The organism is Bacillus spongiae (assembly GCF_037120725.1).
In the GTDB taxonomy this organism is placed as follows: Bacteria; Bacillota; Bacilli; order Bacillales; family Bacillaceae_K; genus Bacillus_CI; species Bacillus_CI spongiae.
The window spans coordinates 42,953-69,777 of record NZ_JBBAXC010000006.1; the positions used below are offsets into that span (position 1 = coordinate 42,953).

Consider the following 26,825-nt stretch of genomic DNA (forward strand, 5'->3'; position numbering starts at 1 on the left):
TTGAACGTGCAATGGATCTCTACTATTTCAATTTGGATCATTCCTGTTTTTATTGGCTTCATCCTTTTATATGGAACATTAAAAAAAGTCCCTACATATGAAAGCTTTGTAGAGGGTGGGAAAGAGGGGATTAAAATAGTTGTGTCAATCGTCCCCTACTTAGTAGGCATGCTAGTTGCAATTACGGTTTTTCGTACGTCGGGTGCGCTTGAGTTTTTTGTTGATAGTATAAAACCGATATTGAGTTGGATTGGCATTCCTTCGGATATCGTTCCATTGGCCATTATTCGACCGATATCAGGTTCAGCTGCTCTCGGTATGACGGGTGATATTATTGCAACACATGGGCCAGATTCATTTCTTGGTCGATTAGCCTCTACCATACAAGGGAGTACGGATACAACCTTTTATATCTTAACTGTTTACTTTGGTGCTGTTGGGGTTAAAAGGATGGGGGATGCATTAAAAGTCGGTCTTCTCGCTGACCTTGCTGGCTTTATTGCGGCAATTGTTGTCGTCACAATTCTGTTTTCATAACTTAATTATGTTTATTCTATAAAGACTCTAGAATTTCTAGAGTCTTTTAAATTTATAAATAAATGGAAAGAATAAGAAGCACAAGGTGTATTCATAACGAAAATCCCTTTGCTTTTCTGCTTACTTATGTAATAATTCAATTCAGACTATGATTTTGAAATGGAAGTGACAAAATGGAAAGACTTCAAAAAGTGATAGCTCATGCAGGTGTTGCGTCTAGACGAAAGGCTGAAGAGCTTATAATAGAGGGAAAAGTAAAAGTAAATGGGAAAACGGTTCGAGAATTAGGTGTAAAAGTAACAGATTCTGATACTGTTGAAGTGAACGACGTTAAGATTGAGAGAGAACAAAAGGTCTATTATTTATTATACAAACCTCGTGGTGTAATATCAGCCGTAAGGGATGACAAAGGCCGTAAGGTAGTAACCGATTTCGTTTATGGTGTTGAAGAACGGATTTACCCTGTTGGTCGACTTGATTATGATACGTCAGGGTTGCTTTTGCTTACAAACGATGGAGAGTTTTCTAATCTATTAACTCATCCAAAATATGAATTGGATAAAACGTATGTTGCGAAATTAAAAGGAATTCCAACGAGAGAACAGCTTCGTATGTTGGAAAGGGGCGTAATGCTAGAAGATGGAAAAACAGCGCCTGCAAAAGTGAAATTTAATAGTGGTGATCGAAAAAAAGGGAAAAGTATTGTGCAAATTACCATTCATGAAGGTAGAAACCGTCAAGTGAGAAGAATGTTTGAAGCTATTGGTTTTCCCGTCGACAAACTAAAACGAGAAATGTTTGGAACGCTGTCTTTACATGGATTAAATGCTGGTGAAGTACGAGAACTTACTCCACATGAGGTAAAACAGTTAAGAGCACTTGCACAAACAGGCAAATAGAAAGTTGTCACATACTATTCAAAATATTGTCCCTATGCTAAAAGTGAAAAATGCTATAATGATAATCGTCTAAGTATGTTAAAAGGGACATTTTCTTGTCCCTTTTCGCTTGCTAGTTAGGAAATTTTCATTATTGTAGGGATAATACAATGAAATGATGCCAAAAAGGATAGGTGAGCTTTAAAAAGTATTTCTGAATGGGAGGCGCCGAGATGCAAAAGAAAAAAAATAGACTTCTGATGCGTTCCGCTATATTAGTGATATTGTTATTGGCAGTAGGATACACATTATATGCTGCGACGACAAAAGAGAGCAGGGAAGCCATCAAAGCAGGCCAAGTTGCTCCAGATTTTGTTTTGACGGATTTAGGTGGGGAGTCACATAAGTTGTCGGATTATCAAGGTCAAGGTGTGTTTCTGAATTTTTGGGGTACATATTGCCCACCTTGCGAAAAGGAAATGCCTGCAATGAATAGCCAATACAACGTTTATAAGGACCAAGGTGTTCAAATATTAGCTGTTAATGTTGGTGAGTCCGATTATCAAGTGAAGAAATTTGTCGATAAGTACAAATTAGATTTTCCAGTTTTAATTGATAAAGAAGAAGATGTAAAACAAGCATATGGTGTGTTTGACCTTCCTGTTACCTTTTTAATAAATCCTGACGGGGAAATAGAGAGAATTTTGAAGGGTGAATTATCTGAACAAACAATTTCAGAGCACATGGAGAAAATAAAGCCATAAATAGGGGAGTTTCATTATGATGAAATGTGAATGTGGCCATGTTAATCCCCCTGGTACAGTCCTTTGTCAATCATGTGGTAGGGCATTAACAGAAGAGGCACAAAAAGAAAAAATACATGACATGAGATATGAAGGGAGTGCTCGCCGCTCTCAAACATACAATAAAACCGTTATAGATAAAATATGGAATTTCTTTTCTTCTGTAAAAGTAGGAGTTTGGATCATTATATTGACGTTAATTGCTTCCGCTTTTGGAACGATATTGCCTCAGGAAATGTATATTCCGTCAAGAACGCCAGAACAATTTTATGAAGAAGAGTATGGCTGGGTTGGCTTACTATACTACCGATTAGGTTTTCATAATTTGTATAGCTCTTGGTGGTATATATTACTTGTCGCATCTCTAGCAGTATCTCTCGTTATTGCCAGTATTGATCGACTTTTTCCATTATATAAATCGCTAAAAAATCAGCGTGTTACGAGGCACGAAAGCTTTATGAAAAGGCAACGCTTGTATTCAGAATCAGAAGCTATTTCTGAAAAGGATTTTCCAATTATTGAAGAAAGATTAAAAGAAAAAGGCTATAAGATCCGTGAAGAAAATGGAAATCTATTAGCTGAAAGGGGACGATTTTCCCGCTGGGGTCCGTATGTGAACCATTTAGGTTTAATTGTCTTCTTATTTGGCGGCATGTTAAGGCTTGTCCCAGGTATGTATATAGATGAAACATTGTGGATTCGTGAAGGTGAAACGCTCCCTATTCCAGGAACAGATAAGCAATATTACTTGGAAAATAAACAGTTCATTTTTGAAACATATGATAAAGAAACGGATGATGAAGTGTTTGAAGAGGCAATTGATCGAGTTGGAACGATTGCAAAAAACTTTCAAACGAACGCTATCTTATATCAGCAACCAGAAGATTTGCTACCTGGAGAAAAAGCTGAATTAACCGAAGTGAAGGAAAGTGAAATTCGTGTAAATGAGCCGTTGAAATTTGATGGTTTTGCTCTTTACCAAACGTCTTATAAATTAAATGAGTATAAGACGATGAGCTTCGCCTTAACAAAGCAAGATACGGAAGAGAGCTTCGGAACCATAACGATTGACTTGTTTCAACCAGAAGAAGAATACATTTTGAATGATACAATGAGAATTGAACTGATGGGATATTATCCGGATTTTACAGGGTTAAACGATCAAGGGGAGCCAGAAACAGCTTCTTCTCTTCCGAATAATCCAGCCTTCCTATTTAAAATGTTTACGCCGGAACATCCAGATGGTGAAGTGAGCTTTGTAGGTATAATGCAAAATGTCGATGTTGGAAATGACTATAAGATGTCATTTGCTGGGATAGAGACACAAAATATATCCGTTTTAACAGTTAGAAAAGATTTAACGCTTTGGGTATTAGGGTTAGGGGGACTCATATTTATGATTGGTGTCGTCCAAGGGTCTTATTGGAATCACCGACGTATTTGGTTCCAGCGTAAAGAAGGAAAACTTCTAATATCAGGTCATACAAATAAGAATTGGCATAGCATTAAAAAGGATTTACAATATGTTTTAAAAGATACGGATATCGGTATGCCTATAGATCAACAAGATAAAAAATAAGGAGGTGTGGCGGAATGGATTTTGTACTTTGGAGTAGTAATTTATTATATGTTTCATTCGTCTTATACTTGATTGCTACTGTTTTTTTTGGAGGAGCCATTCGGTCTAAAGAAAGTGAAAGTAAGATGACAAAAGGGGATCGTTGGGGGGAAATAGGAATAATTCTCACGAGTATTGGTTTCATTTCACAGCTAGGATATTTTATTTTAAGATGGATTGCTGCTGGACATGCACCTGTTAGTAATTTATTTGAATTCACTACTTTCTTTGGCATGATGCTAGTTGGAGCATTTATTATTATTTATTTCATGTATCGCACACCTGTTATTGGTTTGTTTGCGCTTCCTATCGCTGTACTAATTATTGCTTACGCTAGTATGTTTCCAAGGGAAATTAGCCCATTAATTCCAGCGCTTAACACTCATTGGCTGTACATTCATGTAACAACAGCTGCTGCTGGAGAAGCGATTTTAGCGATTAGCTTTGTGACTGGCTTAATCTATTTAATTAAAAATATAGATCAAACCGTTAAAAGTAAAAAAACTACTTGGTTAGAAGTGGTACTGTTTGGATTAGTAACAGTTATTGGCTTTGTAGTTATTACAACATCCTTTTCACTAATGAATTATGAAGCAAGCTTTGAATATGTGACAAAAGATGGCGCATCAGCAGTTGAAGAGTACCAATTACCGCCACTTGTTGGTCCATATGAAGCAAAAGCGTTAACAGAAGGTGGAATGGACCCATTAGTTCTTACACCTGACTTTATTTCAGCTAGGAAATTAAATACGGTCATTTGGTCGTTTCTATCCGGAACAATTCTTTACCTTATTATCCGTTTAGTTTTTAGAAAACGAGTAGGTGAGTTATTACAGCCTCTAACTAAAAAGGTAAACTCAAACTTAATGGATGAAGTCAGTTATCGATCGGTTTTGATCGGATTTCCTGTCTTTACATTAGGAGCCCTTATTTTTGCTATGATTTGGGCACAAATCGCTTGGACACGCTTTTGGGGATGGGATCCAAAAGAAGTTTGGGCCCTTATTACGTGGCTTTTTTATGCGGCATTTTTACATTTACGTTTATCAAGAGGTTGGCACGGGGAGAAATCAGCATGGCTTGCTGTGATTGGCTTTGTGATTATTATGTTCAATTTAATCGCCGTTAACCTTGTTATTGCTGGGTTGCATTCTTACGCGTAATTAAAATGACAACCTCCACTTTATGTGGGGGCTTTTTCTTATTACAATAGAGATGGTAGAACTTGTGAATATTAGGGGGTATAAAAATGGACCATTCTGTAAAAATCTTAATTGTTGATGATGAGGAAAGAATTAGACGACTATTGAAAATGTACTTAGAAAGAGAAAATTACCTTATTGAAGAAGCTGAAAACGGAGAAACAGCTTTAAAGATGGCTATGGAGCAAGAATATGATTGTATATTGTTAGATGTGATGATGCCTGGTAAAGATGGGACTGAGGTTTGTTTAGAACTTAGAGAGCATAAAGCAACTCCTATTATTATGCTTACTGCTAAAGGAGAAGAAGCCAATCGTGTTCAAGGCTTCGAAGTTGGGGCAGATGACTATATTGTGAAACCATTTAGTCCACGGGAAGTTGTGTTAAGGGTGAAGGCATTATTAAGGCGTTCTTCCCCTACTGCTTACGTGAAAACAGACACAGTTACAAAGGATTTAATAGTTTACCCACATTTAACTATTGATCATGATGCACATCGTGTTACGGCAGATAATAAAGATGTGAATTTAACACCGAAGGAATATGAGCTATTATATTTCCTAGCTAAAGCACCCGATAAGGTGTTCGATCGTGAGCATCTATTAAAAGAGGTGTGGCATTATGAATTTTTTGGTGATTTAAGAACGGTTGATACTCATGTTAAGCGTTTACGCGAGAAATTGAACAAAGTATCTGAAGATGCGGCCAAAATGATTGTTACAGTATGGGGAGTAGGGTATAAATTTGAGGTAGCGAATGAATGAGGCTTTGGAGAAGCGTTGTAGGAAAGCTGTGGATGACGATTCTGCTCCTCGTTTCCTTTGTTCTATTCATTTTAACGATATTACTACTTGAATTTTTTCAAAATGATCACGTGAATGAAGTAGAGAACGAATTAACAAGGACAGCAGAAAAAATAGCGAGTATTATTGAGAAGCATGATGATAGTAGTCTTGGTTTAGAAATCGTGAAGGAAATTGTGGAAGAACCTGCTGCCACTATTATTGCTTTTGATGGTAATAATATACAGTATCCTTCAGACATGAGTCAGGAGCTATATTTTGTAAAGGATCAAATTTTAAATGATCCAGAGCTACAAAAAGTGTTTAATAATAGAAACAGTATCGTAAAAGAAATGTCCTTTTCAGAACAAGACGTTTCAAGTCAATATAAAAATGTTATTGCTGTTGGTGTACCTTTAAATGTTGATGGAAACGAAGGGGCTGTCTTTGTTTACCAGTCATTAGCTGTTGTACAAAAAACAACGGAACATACTACAAGTATCTTAATCCTGGCAGCGGGAATAGCCTTTATTTTAACGACAATTTTTGCCTTCTTTCTTTCAACACGAATTACGGCACCTTTAAGAAAAATGCGTGAAGCGGCAACGGAAGTAACAAAAGGGCGATTCGATACAAAGGTTCCCATTTTGACTCATGATGAAATCGGAGAGTTAGCAACAGCATTTAATCAAATGGGGAGACAACTAAAATACCACATTAATGCATTAAACCAGGAGAAAGAGCAGCTTTCTTCTATTTTAAGCTCCATGGCAGATGGAGTTATTACGTTTAATATAGATGGTACGGTATTAATAACCAATCCTCCTGCTGATCGATTTTTACAAAATTGGTATCAAGAACAGAGTGGAAATGAAGCGTTAGCTGTTCCACCTTTAATGAGTAATCTATTAGAAAAAGTGGTTGAATCCGAAAGTGAACAAACCGAAGAATTATCCCTAGATGGATCATCTTATGTCATTATTATTAGCCCTCTCTATAATCATCAATCCGTTCGAGGAGCGGTGGCAGTAGTAAGAGATATGAGTGAAGAAAGAAAGTTAGATAAGATGCGAAAAGATTTTATTGCGAACGTCTCTCATGAGCTTCGCACGCCGATTGCAATGCTTCAAGGATACTCCGAGGCGATCGTAGATGATATTGCAGAATCAGCAGAGGAGAAAAAGGAAATTGCCAAAATTATTTATGATGAGTCTCTGCGAATGGGTCGATTAGTAAATGATCTGCTTGACCTCGCAAGAATGGAAGCGGGACATGTAACGCTACACAAGGATGTCGTTAACGTGAGTTCGTTTGTGGAAAGGGTTTCTCATAAATTTAATGGGATTGCGAAAGAAAAAGGGGTTGAAATCTCGATTGCTTTGAATAAGCTCAACCAAACCTCTTCTCTAAAAATTGATCCTGATAAAATTGAACAAGTATTTACAAATCTTATTGATAATGCAATTAGGCATACACCTGAAGGAGGGTATGTTAAGGTAATAGCTAATGAGGTTGATAATGGCATTCACTTTTCCATTCAAGACTCTGGAACTGGGATTCCTGAAGAAGACCTACCGTTTATTTTTGAACGTTTCTACAAGGCAGATAAAGCAAGGACTAGAGGGCGTTCTGGAACTGGACTTGGCCTTGCGATTGCCAGAAACATCATCGAAGCACACGACGGTAAAATAAATGTGGAAAGTAAATTTGGACAAGGTACGATATTTTCCTTCTTTTTACCAAGTGAGAATTTACTTAATTAAGGTCGAATAGATATTGGTTTTTGTTAGATTTGTCGGAATACCATGTATGATTATAATGATCGAAGAGGGAAGGAGAAATGTGCTCCTTCCTTTTTTCGTACAGTCATACTATGATAGATTTAATGTAACGTAAATTGCTGATTTACGACTAATGAGATGAGGGGGGAAAGGGATGAATTCCGACTTCCATTACCTGTATGATCACTATCATCAGGATGTGTTTCAATTTCTAATATATTTAACAAAAGATAGAGATTTAGCGGAAGATTTAACTCAAGAAGTCTACATTCGAGTGCTTAAATCACATCAGCAATTTCAAGGGAAATCTTCAGAGAAAACATGGCTTTTTTCAATTACAAAAAATGTTGCCATCGATTATTTTCGTAAACAAAAGGGCTGGAGAAATAAAATAGCTGAGAAATTCGATTGGGGTCGTTCGCAACTTAAAGATACTCAGCGTATGCCTGAAGAAATTGTTCAACAAAATGAAGAGATACAATTGATGTACGAATGTTTAAATCAATGTACGGTTGATCAACGAATGGTTGTTATTATGCGATATTTGCAGGAACTATCCATTTCAGAAACAGCTGAAGCATTGGATTGGACGGAAAGTAAAGTGAAAACAACTCAACATAGAGCATTAAAGGTATTACAAAAATCGATGAATGAACGTGTGCAGGAGGAGGGAATATACCATGAGCAAACAACCTTTCGAAGAACACAAAGTTAAAGAGTTACTTCGTGAAATGCCAAAAGTGAAAGATGCGCGCTCAAAGGAAGACATATACTTATCCGTTCAAAAGGAGATAACGAAGAAGGGACGTGGAATAAAGGGGAAAGTAGTTCCTTCCTTGGCTATTGTAGCTGCAGTCATACTACTATCGGTCGTATCTACTCGTTTATTATATAACCCTGTTCATAATAAAGACGACGTGAATCGTGAGTTTACGTTAGATAAATCAATAGCGGAGGATAATGTTGTAACGGAACCTAAGACTGAGATGGGGGCTAATCATAGCGCAATGAATAACGAGGAAGGCATAATGGAGCCCAAAAAGTCTTCTGTTAAAAATGCTGTATATGAAAAGGATGTTCAATCTCATACAGCCCAATCGTTTGGCGTAGAAACAGATCATGGTATTGTTGTCCCAATTACGATTCTTTCTGAAAAAGATGAGGAGAACAATTGGTTTGAAAATTACTTAAAACTAGAAAAAATGATTCCTGAACATGAATGGGGATTTCAAGATCAATTTCCCATAAATGCAAAGCTTTCATATGATGATAAGCAGCAAAAGCTTCTCTACACGTTTCCTTCTAAAGAAGTAGTTGAAAAGATAGGGAGAAGTTCAGATTCAGAAACCAATTTCTTTCGCAGTCTAGAATATACATTTAGTGGAAGAGTGAAAGAAATTGAATTTAAGGTCAGCGACGGAACGGTTCCTCAGCTCCCGAACTACGGAACGATAAATTCTTTTGAAATAACAGAACAAACGAAGAGAGGATATTTTTTATACGAGGTGAAGAATACCGGAAAGCAATTATATGTTCCTTCCTCTTCTTCTTTTGAGAATATATCAGATGCGTTTTTGGCAATGGCAGAAAAACAAAATAGTTCTATTAATCCGATCATTCCAGAAGAACAAGCGATTTTAGTGAAGAATGAAAAAGGGATACTAGAAGTTGGGTTTCAACCATCGATATCTCTAGATGAGATAGAGGAGAGGGCATTACAACATTTGATTGAAGGCATTTTATTGACAGCGAAAAGCTTTGGCTATCAACAGGTTCAGTTTGATAATTTGAACTTTACTAACTGGAATGGATGGGATTTTTCGAACCCGGTAGAGGTACCTTATAGCGCTAATAAATTTGTCTTTTCTCCATCATGATGATAATTATTTATCGTGTACATCGTTATAGGCTAGGCGAACATGAAGGTCGTCTATCATGTACTTGCTCATTAATCACTATGGCGTACGAAAGCTATTGACAAAAATAGTTGGGTAAGCTTTATACTCTTGATAATGTCCCATTCACTAGTACGTCTATACAGATTGAATGGGACTTGCAATGAAGGTAGAATGAATTCTCTCGAATTCAAAACTTTTTTCTTCACAAGAACTAATTTATCCTGTATAATCGGTAATGTAAAAAAATATAGATTCGTCTTCGGGGCAGGGTGAAATTCCCGACCGGCGGTAAGGAGAATTGTTCTCTAAGCCCGTGAGCCTATCTTTCGGTAGGCTGATTTGGTGAAAATCCAAAGCCGACAGTAAAGTCTGGATGGGAGAAGATGAAGGTATGTCAGCGTTCAAATGACATTTGTCAGGACGTTTATTTGGATGTGCCTGTTTTCTCCCTCAAGTAAACATACTTGAGGGTTTAATTATGTCATCCAATTGGCACTACCTTTCTTCTGACGTTAGATGAATCGTCAAGAGGAGAGAGGACAACATGAAAAAATTTAATGTAAGAACGTATGTCAGTATTGGGATGTTAAGCGGATTAGCTTTTGTGCTAATGATATTGAAGTTTCCGCTTCCAGCGTTTCCCACAATGTTGAAGGTAGACTTTAGTGATGTACCAGCTTTAATTGCAATGATTATTTTTGGACCGTTAGCAGGAATACTGGTTGAGTTATTCAAAAATATCTTGGATTACTTCTTATCAGGTTCTGAAACGGGAGTACCGGTTGGACATATTGCGAATTTTATGGCAGGAATATTATTTATTTTACCTGTATACTATATCTACAATAAATTTAAAACGAAAAAAGGAATGACGTTAGGTCTCGTTGTCGGGTCGGTCTTTATGGCTATCATGATGAGCGTGCTAAATTATTTTGTTTTTTTACCGGCATACTCATTTTTCTTAAACCTAGAAGCAATGAGCTCTGAAGCAACACGCGAACTTATCGTGAAAGGGATTTTACCTTTTAATGTCATTAAAGGGTTTCTCATTAGTATCGTATTTATGTTAATGTTTGTCCGTTTACGTTCTTGGATTGACAAACAGACTCAATATAGAGGAGTATAAAAAAACGAGTGCTGAAATTTCAGCACTCGTTTTTTTTATGAAAATTCGTAATGAATACGAATGACTATTCAAATTTTAATGCGTCTCCGTCAAATGACTCCTCAGCAATTTTAATTGAGTCAGTTGGGCAGCCTTCAAACGCATCGACCATATCTTCTTCTAGTTCCTCTGGTACTTCAACTGTTCCAGTGTTGTCATCCAACGTAACAAAGGCTATACCTTCATCATCATAATCATAAATGTCTGGAGCAGCTGCACCACAAGCTCCACATGCAATGCATGTATCTTTATCCACTATTGTGTATTTTGCCACACGAAACCCTCCTAAGTGAAATGTAATTTATTAACAAATATACTTTTTTCTCTATGTGAAAAAATGTATAAACTTTGTCTTAATAATTATTCTAAAGGTGATTGATCAAATTTTCAATAAAAAGATACTGAATATATAAAAAGAACGTAAGCGATTTTTCATTGCTTATAAATAAGATTCCCCTATTTATTCGAAAAGAAAACAACCGATAGATGGGTACTTCATGGTAAAATATATACAGAACATGACAGAGGGAGGAGTAGATTTGACATATTTAGACGCCATTATTCTACATTGTCTAAAGCAAATAAATGGAGAACGAACAGGAAATAGTGTTTTTCATTTATTAAACGGAAAACGTTCCTCCCAAACGATTCAGGATGCTCACCTTTATCATCTTTCTTTTTTATTTGAAACGGCTTCCTACTTAACACGGGAACAGTTTGAAAATCGCATAACAGTAATGAAAAACCAAGGATGGGTTGATAACCAAACAGATGGTATATATAAAATAACAAACGATGGAAAAGGTGCTTTGAACACTTATTGGGAGTTGCACGACTTTCCATTACATATAAAAGGTTGGGAGCTTCAAAAAATTAGCGATATATTTTGGAAGCGCCTTACACTTTTTATTCAGGTGGTGTCGCACCATTTACATGAAAATAAGCAATATTTTCCGATACAGCGAGACAATGAAATTCAACATTGGATTAAACAGTATCTCCATAAGAACCCCTTACCAATAGACCGTTTATCTAGTTATTTATACGGTGAGCTACAAAAAATTTTAGCTAACACTCAGTTTCCGATTGACCCAAATTTCATCGTAACACGATTTAGTGGTGTTCAATATATTGGATTAACCATTCCTCAATGTGTAGAAGCCTTTCGGGTAGAGGAATTTGAATATAGATATTTATTTCAGAATGGGATGCATTACCTCCTACAATCTATAATGGACCATGAACAATCGTACCCTATCCTTTATAGTATAATGGCTGACCTTTTAGCGCCAATTTCTTTAACCGAATCAACACGTAAAACGTATCAAGGGCTGAAAAACGGGTTAACAAAAGAAGAAATATCCTTAAACAGGGGCTTAAAATTGGCTACAATTGAAGATCATATTATCGAAATTACACTAAATGATAATAAGTTTAGTATCGACCCTTTCATTTCTAAAGAAGAAGCATTTAGTGTAGTGAAAAAGTCGAAGCAATTATCACAAAAGAGATTAAAGCCATTAAAAGAACAATTTCCTCATCTATCTTATTTTCAAATTAGACTTGCTTTGGCTAAAGGAGTAGAGAGATGAATTTGGTACTAGAACTTGAAAGAAGATTTGGTTATTCTTCCTTTCGTGAGGGACAAAAAGAGGTTATCGAGTCCGTTCTTCAAGGGAAAAATACTTTAGCACTCCTCCCAACAGGAACAGGAAAATCTCTTTGCTATCAGCTTTCAGGATATCTCTTACAAGGATCAGTGCTCATTGTTTCACCGCTATTATCCTTAATGCAGGATCAAGTTGAGCAAATGAAGGCCAACGGGGAGAAGGCAGTAGTAGCACTAAATTCCTTCTTAACATTTGAAGAGAAAAGAAGGGTTTTTCGTAAGCTGTCGACGTATAAATTTATATATATTTCACCTGAAATGTTGGCCAATGAAGAGGTTTTATTTCGATTATCCAGGATGAAAATTTCATTATTTGTTGTGGATGAAGCCCATTGTATATCCCAATGGGGACCAGATTTTCGACCGGATTATTTAAAGCTTGGAGACGTTAAAGAAAGATTGAACATTTCCATTACACTTGCTTTAACTGCTACTGCAACACAAAAGGTAAGACAGGAGATCTTATCTACTCTTAGGATCGAAAGAGCATCACAGTGGATAGGTTCGGTGGATCGAAGTAATATTGCGATTTCTGTCGAGAAATTTACTCAATATGATGAGAAAGTTGATCGACTAATTGCGATCATCTCTGAATGGCAAAAGCCGGGAATCATTTATTTTTCAAGTAAGAAAGTGGCAGATGAAATGGCAAGTCTGTTAGCACAAAAAAAAGGTATTAAATGTGCTGCTTATCATGCTGGGCTAGATCAAGAACAAAGGATATTAATCCAACAACAGTTTTTATATAATCAATTGAATGTTATTTGCGCGACAAGTGCATTCGGTATGGGAATAAACAAAGAAAATGTGCGGTTTGTTGTTCATTTTCATTTTCCGTCGTCGATGGAAACGTATCTCCAGGAAGTAGGTAGAGCAGGAAGAGATGGATTAGCAAGCATAGCTGTTCTTCTATATGCGCCCGGTGATGAACAATTGCCACAGCGAATGATTGAAAATGAAAGCATGACAAAAGAACAAATATATACCTATTTGGAACCAAGTGTTTATAATGAAGAGGAAAAAGCTCATTTTCTAGGTTTAAACGATGTTCATCAACGTTTGTTACATTACTACCAACAAGCTTTTTTGAAACAGCCTGAATCGGATTTAAGGACGTTTTCTACAAACATTGAACAATTCATGAAGAAAAGGCAATCGCAAAAGTTTGAGCATGTAGATAACATGGTTAATTGGATCAACCTACAAACGTGCCGCAGAGAAGCGATTCTTACCTATTTTAATGAGAAATATCATAAGAAAATTAGCTCGTGTTGTGATGTTTGTCGAGTAGACATGAGTTTGTATACCCAAATGAAAGATACTCTTAAAAATGAAAATGTTCCTCAATGGGACGTATTGTTACAAAATTTACTAAAATTGAGTTGAGAATATGAAAAAGAGGAATCGTCAAGCAGAATTGATCAAGCAGCTTTCAGATAGAGAACTTACTTTCCATCTCCTTTTTACACAAGGGTTGATGATCGGTTTATCTATAATATTATTTTGGGTTTTTCAAACAGAGTGGGAACACTATTTAGGGTTGTTTGTTATCGATGTAAAACTCTTCATTATAGCCGTTACAATCGGTCTAGTTGTTGTTGGAATCGATCTTATATTGATGAAAGTTCTTCCGGCGCATTATTATGATGATGGAGGAATTAATGAGAGGATCTTTTCAAAACGAAGTTTCTTAAATATTACTTTCTTAGCATTGTTGATTGCTCTTTGTGAAGAAATATTATTCAGAGGGATTATTCAAACGAATATAGGATGGTTATGGGCAAGTTTGATATTTGCTGTTGTTCATATTCGTTATTGGACAAGTTGGTTTTTAATTATGAATGTCACACTTTTAAGTTTAACGATCGGTTGGATTTTTGAGTGGACAGGTAGCTTGCTTGTCACGATAATCATCCATTTTATAATCGATTTTTTATTAGGGCTACATATTCGAATGACTTCTATGCACGGAAAAACTGTAGAAAGAAACGTAGATCATGGATGAGAATCAAGTATTCATTTTTACAACGTAATGTATTTTAAAGGGATTGTGCACGAAACCATTAACGAGCGTCAAAAAGAAAAGGTTAAAAAAATTTATCACGACCAATTCGAAAACAACTGTCGCAATCTTGAAGAGATAGATAGGAAGGGATTAGGGCTTTGCTAGGAAGTAACTGGGCTGTTCCGTTGGCGCACGAACAAATACTTATCTTCCTTGACAAATTATGCTAAAGTATATTTATACATAATTTTCTAATTAAACTAACGGGTAGTATAACAGTATAAAAAGTTCCTATAGTTATTCTACATAAAGCATGTAGGAGAAAGTCTTGAGTAAGCCCTTAAAGGAGTGGAAATAAATGAAAAAAACACTAAAAAAATATATCGTACCTTTCTTTTTCTTATCTCTAGCTATGAATGCAATTCTCATTTTTCTTTACTTTAGCGAATCGAAAAAAGAAAAGGATGAATTAGGTTATGCGGTAAATCAAGTTATACTAAATATTAATGAAACAGCACATAACTTAAACAACCTCGATAAAAACCACCCAGATTATAAAAATGTTCTGATAGCTGCACAAAGAAACTTTGCAGAAAATAGAGGTTGGATTAATGCACATATAACGGAAATGCCACAAAATTTAGCATCCTGGAACGGCGGAATGGAAGTAGGTCTAGGCAATGGGATTTATGATGTGGATGCTGAAGTCGCGAAAGAAACTATTGAAGACATAAAGAACTTTGGAAAGGGTTATGACAATGAGAGGAGACAAGTTAATTCGGTAAACGAGCCTTATGAAGCATTAAAGATAGTTGAAAATGTAATTAGTAGCAAAAAGTATATGGGAGATAACTTCATTTATAAATAAAAGATCTCTAAAATGGAAGCAACTATTGCTTCTTAAATATAACCATAGGGATTCAAGCTTGTAAAAGGGTAACCTTCAATAATCAAGGCTTTAATTGAAAAAACTCCTCAGCAAAATAACCAATAACATAATTGAAATCGGCGTATTCCTAAATTAAACATAGGATACGCCGTTTTTTTTATTCAATAGCAATAATCTTTTAGAAACTAACCTTTGTCAAAGTACTACTCAGCATTTGATGACGTTTCATTATGAAATTGGTAGACCAATGAGGCTGTTAGTAATGATAAAAGAGAGGAACGTTACATGTTTTTTACATTTTTTTGGATTGTTCCTTACATTTACGTTTTACAATTGGAAGTAAGTAAATATATATGAAAGGAATACCTGCCACTTTGAAAGAGAGCTAGGTGAAAATATAAGCAATTTGCTTAAAAGGAGAATGTATGTGGGCAGTTTGAAATGTCCTCATAAAGTTAAACTATGCATAGGAACGAACAGAATAAAGAGACAGGGCAAAGCAATTGGGTAAGGAGTTAGGATGTACTAGTTAAGTAGGAGGGATTAGAATGAAAGTGGCGATTTTTACAGACACATTTGAACCTCAAGTAAATGGAGTAGCAAAAACCTTAACAAGACTAACCTCGTATATGCAAAAAGAGAAAATTCGCTATGAAGTATTTGCGCCTGAAATTGAGAATAGCCCAGACTATCCTTATGTTCACCAGTTTTCAAGTTTCCCATTTATCTTTTATCCAGAATGTCGTACAGCGATTGCAAAACCAAAAACGATTGAAAAGAGGCTATTAGCATTTCAGCCAGATTTAATTCATGTGACAACACCATTGACAATGGGTTTATATGGAATGAGAGCGTCAAAAAAATTAAAAATACCAGCAGTTGCCTCTTACCATACAAATTTTGATGTGTATTTAGATTATTACAAGTTATCTATATTTTCGGCGGTATTGTGGAGATATATGAAATGGTTTCACACGACATTTGAAAAAATCTTTGTCCCTTCACCTCAAACGATGGACCATTTGCAACAACATGGATTTAATCGTTTAGCCATTTGGGGGAGAGGAGTTGATTGTGAGCGGTTTAGCCCTGAATTTTCTCAAAAACAACAACTAAAGAAGCGCTATAACATTAAAGAAAAAAATTTAGGAATATATGTTGGGAGACTCGCTCCTGAAAAAGACCTCGATACATTTGTTAAAAGTATTAGATTATTGTCTGCATCTGTAAAAGATAATCTTCATTGGCTGATTGTTGGAGAAGGGCCTTCTTCTCAAGAAATAAAAGAGCAATTAAAAACAGAGAATGTTACATTTACTGGATATTTACGCGGTGAAGATTTAGCAGGGGCCTATGCATCATCTGATATCTTCTTCTTTCCGTCTCCTACAGAAACGTTTGGAAATGTTGTGTTGGAAGCATTAGCGTCAGGAGTTCCTGCTATAGTGGCGGATTCTGGAGGTGTAAAGAATATTGTCCAGCATGAACAAACAGGGTTCCTTTGTAAGCCAGGAGGAGTAGAGGATTTTTCTGGTAGAATAGAACAGTTAATGACGGATCCACTTTTGCGAAGGAAAATGTCTATTTCCGCAAGAGAGTATGCTTTCAATCAATCGTGGGATCGAATTTTTCAAAAGCTATTTGAAGAATATCAGGAAGTGATTACATCACGGGAGCCAATTTATCATCATGCGTAAGCCATTATTTAAGGGGCTTACTTTTTTTATCGCTTGTGTATAGCTTGATCTATTCACTCATATAGTGAATCATAGGGGGTGGATATCGTGGAGTCATCAATTGTCAAACTGGGACCACACACAGATGAGGCTACAAAAAAAATGCTTCAAAATGTTGTTACACGAAAAAATAAATATGAAAAGGTTAAACAACAACATCTCATAATATTATGGTTGAGCATTTTTTATGGCTTCTCATTGAGTTATTTTAGTTATCGAACCATTGTAGGACCAAACGATTCTTCATTTTACAATATATTTTTTTCTTTTTTTACAAATACATTGTATGTCTTCTTGTTCTCTATAGCCATATTTTTATTTGTTTCAGCGAAAATACTTTTCGATAAAAAAGAGAAGAAGGAGAAAGAATATCATGATCTTCGTTGTGAAATTATCGATCGAAGTAAGGACTTATGGAAGGAAGAAGCATGGAAGCAACGCCATCAAATTTTTGAATTAATGAAAGAGGAATATGATATTAACCTTTATCATCAAAGTAAATGAATGATAGTAACAATAAAGCAGGCCTTTTCTTGGAAGAAAGAAATCACCACAACTAATACAAGAAAGAGGTTTTCCTTATTAATTACACAAAGTTGTGGTGGATTTTGTACATTTACCAAATATTATTTAGTCTAACTTCTAACGAGAATGATGAGTTTGGGAATGGAGACGGAGTTGTTTCTTTCGATATAAACAATCAAAATGGTTTAGTTCCTCCTAACAATTTCAAAAAGAATGAATGTGATACAAGTGACCCAGATGGTCAATGTAATTAACTAACCCTATTTATCATTTAGGGTGATTTTTTATTTTCTTTGAGTTGAGCACGTTGTATATATGTAGTCATCACTGAAGAACATAACATTTTCACTCCTCATAAAGTATAGAGTGTTACTTATTATAAAAATGAGGTGAGAATGTGGTTTCTGAAGAAATGCAACTTACAGCCCTGCTTATTGTTTTAGCAATTGGAGTAATAATTGCTTCAATTACTATGGTCTTATCCTTTGTAAAGGATAATCGTATTTGTTGTTTAGGTGGAGGGTTTGCATTTGGCCTCCTATCTTCAGCATTAGGATTTCTTATATGGACTGTTATCGAGGTAACTAGTGGAGAGTTTGAAGAAATATTTACTCTCATATCAATACTTATTTTGTTTGTGATGACAGCTTTTGTGTCCGTTTTTACATTGTTATCTACAATTAAGAAAAAGGAGTTTTGTTGCTTAGGTGGAGGAATTGCTTTCACAGGTATAGGGTTTGGGATTGGTTTAATCTTTTCGGTTCTTGATCGAATAGTCGGGGATATTGGGGAGGTCTTCTTCTTTTTACTAATTATCCTTTTCTTTGTAGTTTTAACTGTTGCATTATTAGTCACTGTAATCTCACTAAAGAAACGTCAAGATTTGTGTTGTTTTGCAGGCGTATTAGCAATAGCTGGAGTGGCACTAGGGATTATATCTATTATCCTTGTTGATAACGAAGAATTTATTGCAGGGCTTGTGAGCCTGATTAATCCTATTGTTTTATTTGTAGTACTTGGAGTATTGTTGTTTTTTGTGAAAAATAATAATAAAAGTAATTAGGGGGATTATAAGCTATTCTTTGGAGGGGACTACTTGTTGTTTGCCTTAAATGTAACAGAATTAAATTGTGATATGTTTGTGGTAAGTGCGAGACATGGCTTAACAACAAGACCCCACCCCACGGGGGACGGGGGTGTTTACTCTCTCCGTCTGGTTAGAAAAATTCACACACAAATTTTCACAAGTATCATGGTGGTTAATTGGAAATACAAAGACCTTTCTTGTGAATACAGGAAGGTCTTTCACGAAAGAGTTAAGAATCACAGATACCGACAGGTGGACTACTATTTTCACATTGGTTACCGTCGAAAGTATTGTTAATGTCAGCAGGCGGTTCAGCTTCAATGTCAAATTCGACGTTATTTCTCGCTTTGTTGAATCGAATGGTGTTGTCTATTGTATCCTCTTGAAGTAGAATTCCTGCATGGTTATTATTCGTTCCATTGTTACGAACAATGTTAGAATCGATACTATTACCACTAGCCCCTACACCGCCACCTGAGAGAAGCAAAATTCCTTCTAAACTGTTGTTACATACTGTATTCTCTATTATGTTGTTATTGTCCATAGGAATCCGTATTCCCCTCACATTATTGGAACAGATGTTTCTAATTGCCGTCTGGAAAAGCATTGCACTATTTAATCCAGTATTACCATTGTTTTTACTAGTATTTTTGATAAACTTATTACTGTTTCCTGAATCATCGAATCCACTACCTCTATTATTAATACTCTCACATGAAATAATACAATTATTACTTCCAAATAGTATAAATCCATCCTGATTATTAACTGAGGCTAGGCAATTGATTAATAAATTCTCATCTGCTGTCATATTCAACTGGTAACCTTCCTCACCATTTAGGGTACACTCAATGTTTTTTAAAACGCTATTATCCGAGCGAATAAACACTCCATTATTTGGCATTCCTTGAACCGTAAACCCTTGTAGTGTTGTCCTATCTCCATTTACATCTACACCGTTATTACCTAACTGTGAAGGTGCTCCTTCAATAATTGTTCTACCAATCCCACAACCGAAGATTTTTAAATTCTCTACGTCTACCTCAAACCCATCGAACTTCCCTGCTAGAATTTTAATACTATCACCAGGGACTGAAGCGTTAATCGCATCCTGAACCGTTGGCTGATCTGTTGGTACAATTCTTAATACCATATATCATTTACCTCCCTTCTTATTTGGACTTACTAGATTATATGCAAAGAGGACAAGGTATGCTTGTATGAACATCTAGATAGGGCTAATATTTTCGAACAATGTGTTGTCACAACCAACTCTATTAACTGTTATCAAGATGAGAATTGAGAAAATCAAGATTACAAAAGAACAAGAGGAAGCATTGATGATTGATACAAGTCAAGGCACATGTGAGGAAAGATTGAATTACTTAATTAGACACGATAATAGTTTTGTTGACACGTATAATAGAAAATGGTTCTTTATAGGAAGTAAAAAACCTCCACCATAGTGATTTTTAATTAACTATGAGGAGATTATTTTATGAATTTTATTAAGCTGTAAAGGGGAATAGAAGGTGAACAGCTGTCAGAAGATTCGTTTTCGATCCTTTTCATCTTTTAAGATTTCCACAGCTTCCCTAAATCGTTGCGAGTGAATAATTTCTCTTTCCCTTAAAAAACGTAGCCCGTCATTTAAATCAGGGTCATCACTCATGTTAATAATCCATTGGTAGGTAGCCCGTGCTTTTTCTTCCGCCGCAATATCCTCATATAAATCAGCAATGGGGTCACCTTTTGCTTGAATATAAGTAGCAGTAAACGGTGCACCACCTGCATTACTATAATAAAGGGCAGAATCATGACTAACATAATGGGCATCTAACCCAGCTTGCTTTAATTGGTCAGGAGTAGCATCTTTTGTTAATTTATAAATCATCGTTGCAATCATTTCAAGATGAGCAAACTCTTCTGTTCCAATATCAGTCAACAAACCAATGACTTTGTCTGGAATGGAATAGCGCTGATTTAAATATCGTAATGCAGCTGCTAATTCTCCATCAGCACCACCATATTGCTCCAATAAGTATTTTGCAAGGCGAGGATTGCACGTGCTGACCCGAACAGGATATTGCAATTTCTTTTCATAGACCCACATAATTTACCTCCTAAACATAGCTTAAACTTGCCAGGGCCAAGGGGCTTCTTGCCAATTCCATTTTTTAGGCTGAGTATAGCTATATCCGAAGCTTGTTAAACTGCCAAATTGTGATTCGAATCTTTTCTTTGCCTGTTTTCGTTGTTGAACGAATTGATTATACTGAGTAAGCGCATATTCATCAGAAGGATGAGTATCTAAATATAGGGTAAGCTCTAAAATAACAAAGTCAATTTCTTGCAAGTCTTGCAATAATTCATAATAGAGAGGAGGAAGAGTCATTATGTTTTACCTCCTTGTTCAAAAGGGCTGTAATAAGGGTCGTAAAATACCTTCCAAAGGGTCCCTGCTTTTAGTGCTTCACGTGGAGTGAATTGTGGTAAATTTGGTTGCTGAACGCCCACATATAAATTGGGGGGAGTAGAATAGGATTTAGTGGTAAGCGGAGGACATGGATCAAATGGCCCGACAAATGGACGATAGCTCTTATAAAATGATTCCATCACAAACCTCCTAATATAGACTTCATTATATTGTATGGGGAAAAATATTAACTAATGCTTTATAGAAAAGAAGGATTATTAAATTATTTGTAGAAATATTTTAGTATAGTGATTATTTCTAGTGGGGTGACGAAAATGTATGTAAAAAGTGTTATGATACCAAAACACAAATGTCATTATATTAATAAAGGAGAAAATGTAAAAGAGGCGTTAGAAATCCTAGAGGCTCATGAAGTAGATGCTATACCGGTATTGGATGGAAATAAATATGTTGGGGTTGTGACTCGTCCTAATATTTACCAAAGCTACTTTGAATCAGAGCAAGGGAAAGAAGACTACCTCGTCCAAACGAAGGTAGAAGAAATAACAATAAATGAACAAAAGTATATAGGATACGATGAAATTTTCGAAAGAACATTGGTTGAATTGAAAAATATTCCTATTTTAACCGTAGTGGATCAAGATCATGAATTTTTAGGATTAGTGACTCGTTCGGATGTCATGGATCAATTTCAAAGCGCTTTTGGAATGCAAAGAAAAGGTATTCGCATTACTTTTACATCGGTTGAAACAGAGGGTAGAATTTCAAGGCTTGCAGAAATTATTAAACAGTTCCATGAGTCTGTTATTTCCCTTGTAACGTTTGACGAGAGTGATAAGCTCCTTAGAAGAATTGTACTAAAAATAGAAAAAAAGGATAATATAGACAAATTCCTTCAAAAATTAGAACGATCAGGTTTCCGTATTCTTCATATAAAAGAAGATGAATAAACGATTGGAATGTCTTTCACACCCTTCTCATATTGTATATGGGAGGGGATTTATTTGTTTACTCATTTTGTAAAGCTTTTTATCGCAGCTTTGTTAGGATATCTTTATATTACTTGGCTTAACGAGCTATTTGTAACAAACTTAGTCGATTCAATAACAAATTTCCTGTTTAATCCAGTTCTCTTTTTAGCGTCTTCCTTTGCTTTTATGGGGAGTTTCTTTTTTTATACAGATTTACTGCAAAAATGGATGATTTCCTTTGTAAAAGGGAGAGAGTATAGAGACTTACGTTTATATAGTTTCATAGTATGTTATGGTGCGACAATCTATCTTTTGAGTCAAATTTCTTTTGGGTACACTTTTTTCTTGTTTTGCACATCTTTTTTAATCAGTTTTATATCTTCTGTTCGAATTATTCAAGGAGGACGCATATGATTTTTTTCATCATTGGTTTGTTTATACTTGCAGGAGGAGTATTTATACATATGGTACAAGTAGCTTTTGAAAATAATATTAAACACCATCATTTTACAGTCGATTCTTTTCCAGAAGGAAGCCCACCTTTTCGAATGTTTTTTATTTCGGACATACACCGTAGAACAATTGATGAAAGTGTCATTAGCAAAGTTGATGAAGCAAATATTGATTTGGTTGTAATAGGTGGGGATCTTACGGAAAAAGGAGTACCTTTGAATAGAATAGAACAAAATCTTCGATTGTTGAAAAGGTTGGGACCAGTACTATTTGTTTGGGGGAATAATGATTATCGTGCTAACGCACAGAAAGTGGAACAACTTCTTATTAAAATGGATGTGTTGATTCTTAAAAACACTTCTATAGAATGGAAATTATCTGATGGGGAAGTTACTCTTATTGGTGTTGACGATCTTCAATATGGACAAGTTGATTGGCGTCAGTCGTTAAGATATGTAAAAGTAAATAGGTGTAATATATTAATAAGCCATAACCCAGATGCAGTATCCTTTATTAGAAAAGAGCAGGGGATTGACTTATTGTTAAGCGGACATACACATGGAGGACAAATACGTGTTGGTCCACTTGGCATATATAGGATTGGACAAGTTTATCACTTGCCTCAAACTAAGTTATTAGTCAGTAATGGATATGGAACTAGACGAATTCCGATGAGGTTAGGAGCGAAACCAGAGGTACATGTTATTACAGTTAGTAAATGATTGAAGAAATAATGCGTATTCTTCACATAATTTACTGACACTTTTTTCTTCGACCTAGTCAAAGCTTTAGCGCACCTTTTCCCTGCTTAAACATAAGATGAACAAAGAATCTTAGTTAGGGAGGGCGGTTTATGAGGCTGGAACGTATTAAACAAAACCAGATTCGTTTTTCCATTACTATTGAAGAATTAGAAGAGAAAGGCTTGCTAGAAGAGGAGTTATGGAAGGAATCTGATATTTGGCATAATTTATTTGAGGAATTAATGGAAACAGCAGCACGTCAATTTGGGGTAGAATGGGAGGAAATTGTCACTGTCGAAATTCTTTCCCTAACAAGTGTAGAGTTGATACTGCTATTTACAATTGAATCGTTAGAGAATTATGATTTCCGTAAGGATGAAGAAGGGGTATGTCCGGATTTAATGACAGAAGAATGTGCTCTTATTGTTCAATTATCTTCCTTCGAGGACGTAATAAGTCTGTCCCACAGATTGCATCAAATTGATTACGGGATTAGTACTCTTTATCATTATCAAGATAATTTTTATTTATCGTTCCTCCTTCCGCCAGTACCTTCAGTTGGATTAGAGGCTCTCTTAAAAGAGTATGGTGAAGAAGGGACTACTACTTTATCGATATTAAATGAATATGGTAATAAGATTATAGAACATTCGGCGTGTCAAATGGTTAGGGATTATTTTTCACTACATTAAAAACATCGCTATGTTGGTTATAAAGGAGTCGTTGTGTACTCTTTCATTATAAAGCATATTCATTGAAGTCCAAGAAGGGCTTCTTTTATTTCATCCGTTATGATGGGTCGGGGGTGAGCGCTATAAAAGACGATTTATCAATCTAGTGGTTAACTTAGGAGAGTGTAGGGGCCAGACATAAGAGAAAGCGTTTTCAAAACGTGTGGCATCTTTAATCAATTTTTCTTTTCAGTTGATTGGAGAAAGTGTATACTATGTCTTGAAAGGCGCATTTACGCCAGGATTGATGATACTGGGAGGTTTACTTATAATGGGAACCGGGAAAGATGCAGACCAAATGAGAAATGAAAAGCATAATGTTTTAGTTTCAACTCAAACAGTTATACATAATGCACTAGAAAAATTAGGATATCCAAATGAAGTATATGAATTACTGAAAGAACCATTGCGTATGTTAACGGTTAAAATTCCCGTTCGTATGGACGATGGGAATGTAAAAGTGTTTACTGGATACCGTGCACAGCATAATGATGCTGTGGGTCCAACTAAAGGTGGGATTCGTTTCCACCCAAATGTTTCTGAAACTGAAGTGAAAGCCTTGTCCATATGGATGAGTTTAAAGTGTGGAATTGTCGATCTTCCGTATGGGGGCGGTAAAGGAGGAATCATTTGCGATCCACGCAATATGTCTTTCCGTGAATTGGAAAGATTAAGTCGTGGGTATGTCAGAGCCATTAGTCAAATCGTTGGCCCAACGAAAGATATTCCCGCTCCAGATGTTTTTACAAACTCACAAATTATGGCTTGGATGATGGATGAATATAGTCGAATAGATGAATTCAATTCACCGGGTTTTATTACAGGGAAGCCGCTCGTTTTAGGAGGCTCACACGGTCGGGAATCCGCGACAGCAAAAGGCGTAACGATATGCATTCGGGAAGCTGCAAAGAAAAAAGGAATTGAGATTAAGGGAGCTAGAGTAGTTGTCCAAGGGTTTGGAAATGCGGGTAGCTTTTTAGCGAAATTTATGCACGATGCAGGTGCAAAAGTGATTGGTATTTCGGATGCATATGGTGGTTTATATGATAAGGATGGATTAGATATTGACTATCTTCTAGACCGAAGAGATAGTTTTGGAACTGTTACGAAATTGTTTGATAATACAATAACGAATAAGGAATTATTGGAATTAGATTGTGACATTTTAGTTCCAGCAGCAATTGAGAATCAAATTACCGATGAAAATGCTCATAATATCCGAGCCAGTATTGTAGTGGAGGCTGCTAACGGTCCAACTACGCTAGAAGCAACAAAGATACTATCAGATAGAGGGGTCTTGCTTGTACCAGATGTTTTAGCCTCGGCTGGTGGGGTAACGGTTTCTTACTTTGAGTGGGTACAAAATAATCAAGGGTATTATTGGACCGATGAAGAAGTGGAAGCAAAATTAGAGAAGGTCATTTGTAAAGGTTTTGAGAACGTCTATACCCTTTCACAAAACCGTCGTGTCGACATGAGACTAGCTGCCTATATGGTAGGTGTAAGGAAAATGGCTGAGGCCTCTAGATTCAGAGGCTGGATATAAAATAGTTAGTCAATAATGATCGTTATCATTGACAGGTTTTACTATCACCGCAATAATATAATTGTACGAGATGGCTATGATGGAGCAAATTTCATCATAGCTTTTTTATAATATATTTAAAAAGGGAAATATCGAAATGATGAAAAAACACCTTGTTGAATGTGTTTTTATGAATAATCATGAGTGCTGTAGAAATATATATAAATTATATTTTTTTATCATTAGCTCATGATTGAAACTTCTTCGAAAATCTCCTATTATTATGGAAGTAGAAAAGTATTAAGAGTGAAACAAAAGCAGGTTCTTTTGTTGGTAATCACCAAGGAGTGAAAAGTATGTCTTATCAAGATTGTATTATCGTCGGTGGGGGTCCATGTGGTATGGCTGCAGCAATCTCACTAAAAGAAATAGGACTTAATCCGTTAATTATCGAAAAGGGGAATATTGTAAATTCGATTTATCATTACCCAACTCATCAAACGTTTTTCAGTTCAAGTGAAAAACTGGCGATTGGGGATGTTCCATTTATAATCGAAGATAGAAAACCAAAGAGAAATCAAGCATTAGCGTATTATCGAGAAGTTGCTAAATATAAAGATTTACGAATTAACCGCTTTGAAAAAGTAATGAAAGTGGAAAAAAAGGATGAAATATTTGACGTTGTGACAACGAAGGGTGTCTATAATACTCCATATGTTGTCATTGCAACTGGATATTACGACTCGCCTAATTATATGAATATTCCTGGTGAGAAACTAGAAAAGGTTCATCACTATTTTCATGAAGGCCATCCTTATTTTGATACAGATGTTGTTGTTATTGGTGGGAAAAACTCTGCGGTTGATGCAGCTCTCGAGCTTCATAAATCTGGTGCAAGAGTAACAGTATTATACCGAGGGAGTGAATACAGTCCTAGTATAAAGCCGTGGGTATTACCTGAATTTGACGCATTAGTTCGTAGCGGTGAAGTGAAAATGGAATTTAATGCTACAGTTAAGGGAATTACCGAACAAGAAATTGTCTATATGGTTAATGATGAAGAGTATTCTATAAAAAATGACTTTGTTTTTGCCATGACTGGTTATCATCCTGACCACAGTTTTATACAAAAAATGGGAGTAAATATTAATTCAGTGACAGGAAGACCTAGATTTAACGAAGAAACGATGGAAACAAATGTTACTGGAATTTTTATTGCTGGTGTCATTGCAGCCGGAAACAACGCGAATGAGATTTTTATAGAAAATGGTCGTTTTCATGGTGGGCAAATTGCCCGTTATATTCAAAAAGATCTAACGAATAGGAAGAACGAGAAAAAATAATAAAAAAGGGCGTTTAATAGTTGAACAATCGACTATTAGACGCCCTT

At 35.9% G+C, this 26,825-nt stretch carries 28 protein-coding genes and 1 riboswitch; of the genes, 23 read left to right on the forward strand and 5 right to left on the reverse strand.

Translation table 11 applies throughout. From position 1 onward, the window contains the following. Positions 1-6 precede the first annotated feature (6 nt). From WAK64_RS08715 to WAK64_RS08760, 10 genes are all read left to right on the forward strand, one after another. On the forward strand, positions 7-537 hold the full coding sequence (locus tag WAK64_RS08715) for a spore maturation protein (protein WP_336586783.1): 531 nt from the start codon (positions 7-9) through the stop codon (positions 535-537). Positions 538-710: 173 nt separating this feature from the next. After that, positions 711-1,436 carry a 23S rRNA pseudouridine(2605) synthase RluB gene (rluB, locus tag WAK64_RS08720; protein ID WP_336586576.1) on the forward strand — a complete coding sequence of 242 codons (726 nt, stop codon included), beginning with the start codon at positions 711-713 and terminating at the stop codon, positions 1,434-1,436. 212 nt (positions 1,437-1,648) lie between these two features. Next, complete coding sequence (gene resA, locus WAK64_RS08725) at positions 1,649-2,179, forward strand: thiol-disulfide oxidoreductase ResA (protein WP_336586577.1); 531 nt, start codon at positions 1,649-1,651, stop codon at positions 2,177-2,179. 16 nt (positions 2,180-2,195) lie between these two features. After that, the gene (gene resB, locus WAK64_RS08730) at positions 2,196-3,797 is read left to right on the forward strand and encodes a cytochrome c biogenesis protein ResB (RefSeq protein WP_336586578.1); all 1,602 of its coding nucleotides are present in this window, start codon (positions 2,196-2,198) and stop codon (positions 3,795-3,797) included. Positions 3,798-3,811: 14 nt separating this feature from the next. After that, positions 3,812-4,999 (forward strand): c-type cytochrome biogenesis protein CcsB, encoded by a 1,188-nt coding sequence (gene ccsB, locus WAK64_RS08735; RefSeq protein WP_336586579.1) that lies wholly within the window; start codon positions 3,812-3,814, stop codon positions 4,997-4,999. A gap of 80 nt (positions 5,000-5,079) precedes the next feature. Next, a complete protein-coding gene (locus WAK64_RS08740; protein WP_419465923.1) occupies positions 5,080-5,802 on the forward strand; it encodes a response regulator transcription factor in 723 nt (240 codons plus the stop codon). After that, complete coding sequence (locus WAK64_RS08745) at positions 5,799-7,583, forward strand: ATP-binding protein (protein ID WP_336586581.1); 1,785 nt, start codon at positions 5,799-5,801, stop codon at positions 7,581-7,583. The genes WAK64_RS08740 and WAK64_RS08745 overlap by 4 nt, the downstream gene beginning before the upstream one ends. Positions 7,584-7,755: 172 nt before the next feature. Beyond that, positions 7,756-8,316: an RNA polymerase sigma factor SigX gene (gene sigX, locus WAK64_RS08750; RefSeq protein WP_336586582.1), complete on the forward strand. Its 561-nt coding sequence runs from the start codon at positions 7,756-7,758 to the stop codon at positions 8,314-8,316. Then, entirely contained in the window at positions 8,282-9,478 is a 1,197-nt protein-coding gene (locus WAK64_RS08755) for a hypothetical protein (protein ID WP_336586583.1), read from the forward strand. The genes sigX and WAK64_RS08755 overlap by 35 nt, the downstream gene beginning before the upstream one ends. A 272-nt stretch (positions 9,479-9,750) precedes the next feature. After that, positions 9,751-9,888: riboswitch (FMN riboswitch) on the forward strand. Positions 9,889-10,043: 155 nt separating this feature from the next. Further along, positions 10,044-10,625 (forward strand): ECF transporter S component, encoded by a 582-nt coding sequence (locus WAK64_RS08760; protein WP_336586584.1) that lies wholly within the window; start codon positions 10,044-10,046, stop codon positions 10,623-10,625. Between the two features lie 64 nt (positions 10,626-10,689). Here the strand turns inward: WAK64_RS08760 and WAK64_RS08765 are convergent, their stop codons facing one another. Then, on the reverse strand, positions 10,690-10,938 hold the full coding sequence (locus WAK64_RS08765; protein WP_336586585.1) for a ferredoxin: 249 nt from the start codon (positions 10,936-10,938) through the stop codon (positions 10,690-10,692). Positions 10,939-11,203: 265 nt separating this feature from the next. Here WAK64_RS08765 and WAK64_RS08770 point away from each other — a divergent pair, with 265 nt between their 5' ends. From WAK64_RS08770 to WAK64_RS08800, 7 genes are all read left to right on the forward strand, one after another. Continuing rightward, positions 11,204-12,256: a YpbB family protein gene (locus tag WAK64_RS08770; protein ID WP_336586586.1), complete on the forward strand. Its 1,053-nt coding sequence runs from the start codon at positions 11,204-11,206 to the stop codon at positions 12,254-12,256. Next, on the forward strand, positions 12,253-13,719 hold the full coding sequence (locus WAK64_RS08775; RefSeq protein ID WP_336586587.1) for a RecQ family ATP-dependent DNA helicase: 1,467 nt from the start codon (positions 12,253-12,255) through the stop codon (positions 13,717-13,719). Before WAK64_RS08770 ends, WAK64_RS08775 begins: the two co-directional genes overlap by 4 nt. A gap of 4 nt (positions 13,720-13,723) precedes the next feature. Next, a complete protein-coding gene (locus tag WAK64_RS08780; RefSeq protein ID WP_336586588.1) occupies positions 13,724-14,338 on the forward strand; it encodes a CPBP family intramembrane glutamic endopeptidase in 615 nt (204 codons plus the stop codon). A gap of 358 nt (positions 14,339-14,696) precedes the next feature. After that, positions 14,697-15,206, forward strand: coding sequence for a hypothetical protein (locus tag WAK64_RS08785; protein WP_336586589.1), 510 nt, complete (start codon positions 14,697-14,699; stop codon positions 15,204-15,206). Between the two features lie 569 nt (positions 15,207-15,775). Then, positions 15,776-16,924: a glycosyltransferase family 4 protein gene (locus WAK64_RS08790; protein WP_336586590.1), complete on the forward strand. Its 1,149-nt coding sequence runs from the start codon at positions 15,776-15,778 to the stop codon at positions 16,922-16,924. 87 nt (positions 16,925-17,011) lie between these two features. Then, a complete protein-coding gene (locus WAK64_RS08795) occupies positions 17,012-17,467 on the forward strand; it encodes a DUF2663 family protein (RefSeq protein ID WP_336586591.1) in 456 nt (151 codons plus the stop codon). 418 nt (positions 17,468-17,885) lie between these two features. Beyond that, on the forward strand, positions 17,886-18,551 hold the full coding sequence (locus WAK64_RS08800) for a hypothetical protein (RefSeq protein WP_336586592.1): 666 nt from the start codon (positions 17,886-17,888) through the stop codon (positions 18,549-18,551). A 253-nt stretch (positions 18,552-18,804) separates the two neighbouring features. Here the strand turns inward: WAK64_RS08800 and WAK64_RS08805 are convergent, their stop codons facing one another. From WAK64_RS08805 to WAK64_RS08820, 4 genes are all read right to left on the reverse strand, one after another. Further along, on the reverse strand, positions 18,805-19,728 hold the full coding sequence (locus WAK64_RS08805) for a right-handed parallel beta-helix repeat-containing protein (protein ID WP_336586593.1): 924 nt from the start codon (positions 19,726-19,728) through the stop codon (positions 18,805-18,807). Between the two features lie 390 nt (positions 19,729-20,118). After that, positions 20,119-20,688 carry a manganese catalase family protein gene (locus tag WAK64_RS08810; protein ID WP_336586594.1) on the reverse strand — a complete coding sequence of 190 codons (570 nt, stop codon included), beginning with the start codon at positions 20,686-20,688 and terminating at the stop codon, positions 20,119-20,121. A gap of 21 nt (positions 20,689-20,709) precedes the next feature. Then, positions 20,710-20,970 (reverse strand): spore coat protein CotJB, encoded by a 261-nt coding sequence (locus tag WAK64_RS08815; RefSeq protein ID WP_336586595.1) that lies wholly within the window; start codon positions 20,968-20,970, stop codon positions 20,710-20,712. Beyond that, positions 20,970-21,191: a spore coat associated protein CotJA gene (locus WAK64_RS08820; RefSeq protein ID WP_336586596.1), complete on the reverse strand. Its 222-nt coding sequence runs from the start codon at positions 21,189-21,191 to the stop codon at positions 20,970-20,972. The genes WAK64_RS08815 and WAK64_RS08820 overlap by 1 nt, the downstream gene beginning before the upstream one ends. Before the next feature lie 135 nt (positions 21,192-21,326). Between WAK64_RS08820 and WAK64_RS08825 the strand changes: the two genes are divergently transcribed. From WAK64_RS08825 to WAK64_RS08850, 6 genes are all read left to right on the forward strand, one after another. Further along, complete coding sequence (locus WAK64_RS08825; RefSeq protein ID WP_336586597.1) at positions 21,327-21,962, forward strand: CBS domain-containing protein; 636 nt, start codon at positions 21,327-21,329, stop codon at positions 21,960-21,962. Between the two features lie 54 nt (positions 21,963-22,016). Next, entirely contained in the window at positions 22,017-22,397 is a 381-nt protein-coding gene (locus tag WAK64_RS08830; RefSeq protein ID WP_336586598.1) for a hypothetical protein, read from the forward strand. Then, the gene (locus WAK64_RS08835; protein WP_336586599.1) at positions 22,394-23,158 is read left to right on the forward strand and encodes a metallophosphoesterase; all 765 of its coding nucleotides are present in this window, start codon (positions 22,394-22,396) and stop codon (positions 23,156-23,158) included. Before WAK64_RS08830 ends, WAK64_RS08835 begins: the two co-directional genes overlap by 4 nt. A 131-nt stretch (positions 23,159-23,289) precedes the next feature. After that, entirely contained in the window at positions 23,290-23,871 is a 582-nt protein-coding gene (locus WAK64_RS08840; RefSeq protein WP_336586600.1) for an adaptor protein MecA, read from the forward strand. Between the two features lie 310 nt (positions 23,872-24,181). Next, positions 24,182-25,456: a Glu/Leu/Phe/Val family dehydrogenase gene (locus tag WAK64_RS08845; protein WP_336586601.1), complete on the forward strand. Its 1,275-nt coding sequence runs from the start codon at positions 24,182-24,184 to the stop codon at positions 25,454-25,456. 335 nt (positions 25,457-25,791) lie between these two features. Continuing rightward, positions 25,792-26,778 carry a YpdA family putative bacillithiol disulfide reductase gene (locus tag WAK64_RS08850; protein WP_336586602.1) on the forward strand — a complete coding sequence of 329 codons (987 nt, stop codon included), beginning with the start codon at positions 25,792-25,794 and terminating at the stop codon, positions 26,776-26,778. Positions 26,779-26,825: the final 47 nt, after the last annotated feature.